This is a genomic window from Cryobacterium sp. 10I1, from assembly GCF_035019805.1.
In the GTDB taxonomy this organism is placed as follows: domain Bacteria; phylum Actinomycetota; class Actinomycetes; order Actinomycetales; family Microbacteriaceae; genus Cryobacterium; species Cryobacterium glucosi.
This window is the reverse complement of sequence record NZ_JASJVF010000488.1, coordinates 1-1,209: the sequence shown is the minus strand read 5'-3', so window position 1 is coordinate 1,209 and position 1,209 is coordinate 1. Positions and strand designations below refer to the sequence as shown.

Below are 1,209 nucleotides of genomic sequence, written 5' to 3'. Positions count from 1 at the left end.
CCGTTGGCGCTCAGCACGGCCGCGACCGCGATGCCGTGCGCGGCCGCTATCCCGCTGATGGTGTCGCCCGTCACGATCGTGTAGCGCGTGAGTTCACTGGCAACCGGCGTGGGGGCAGGGGCCGCTGCCGGGGCGGCACCCTCGGCGAGGGTGAGTTGCTGGCCGGGGAAGATCTTCGTCGACCAGCTCAGCCCGTTGCTCGCGAGGACGGCAGCGGTCGAGAGCCCGAACCTGCTCGCGATGCCGCTCACGGTGTCGCCGGCGACGACCGTGTACTGGTTCGGTGCAGCCTCGGCCTGCACGCGTTGCGCAGGGGCGCTGGTCCCAGCGGATGCCGGCAGCTGCGCCGGGTTCTTGAGCGGCTTCCGGCTCAGGGAGGCTGCCTCGGCGGGCGACGCAAGATTGAGACCGATGGCGACCGTGCACGCCACGGCGAGCGGCAGGGCCGCGAAAATGCCGAGCGCGCGGGAACGGATGGCCGAGGACTTGCGGGGCCTGGCAGGGACGAGCTCGCCACTGGCCGGCGGTCGAACGATCCTGTTGGACTGTGCTGACATGACGCTCCATTCAGATTGGTCTGACACTCAGATGCTGTCGAGCCGAAAACCGCCGCCCGAGCTTGAGACTGGCTACAACCTTCACCGTGTCCACGAGCGTTAACTTGTCCACGACCTTCAACGTTTTCACACATGACTGCCGGAGTCAATCGGTATGACCCCCATCCGGGCCGCACGGAGCGCGCACCGGGGCATTCGGTGTTTGAAGTGGCCCGGGAATCATGGGAGGCTTGGAGGGTGACCGATTCGTTTTCAGATCAACCCTGGCTGACCATCCCCGACCTCGTTTCCCTGCTCGGGACCAGTCAAAGCCGGGTTCGCCAACTCATCGATGACAAGCAGCTCCTCGCGATCCGCCGGAACGGTGTGATCTCGGTGCCGGCCGCATTCGTCAAGGACGGTTCCCCGCTCCCTGAACTCCGCGGCACCCTGATCGTGCTCGCCGATGACGGCTTCACCGACGAGCAGGCCATGCAGTGGCTGCTCGAGGTCGACGACAGCCTCGGTGTCCCGCCGATCCAGGCACTTCTCGCCGGTCGTAAGGCCGAGGTCCGCCGCGTCGCCCAGGCGCTCGCCTAGGAGCGTGAGTCAGTAACGCCTATTCGGCTTTGATGCCAATGAATGCCTCCGATGTCGTCGGGTTGGGTTGGGG

Annotated in this window: 2 protein-coding genes; one reads left to right on the top strand and one right to left on the bottom strand. The window is 66.3% G+C overall.

The features are described 5' to 3' along the window. On the bottom strand, positions 1-557 hold a 557-nt coding region (locus tag QN345_RS19290; RefSeq protein ID WP_323509144.1), incomplete at its 3' end, for a LysM peptidoglycan-binding domain-containing protein. 237 nt (positions 558-794) lie between these two features. Between QN345_RS19290 and QN345_RS19285 the strand changes: the two genes are divergently transcribed. Next, entirely contained in the window at positions 795-1,136 is a 342-nt protein-coding gene (locus QN345_RS19285; protein ID WP_134446104.1) for an Rv2175c family DNA-binding protein, read from the top strand. The last annotated feature ends 73 nt before the right edge of the window (positions 1,137-1,209 follow it).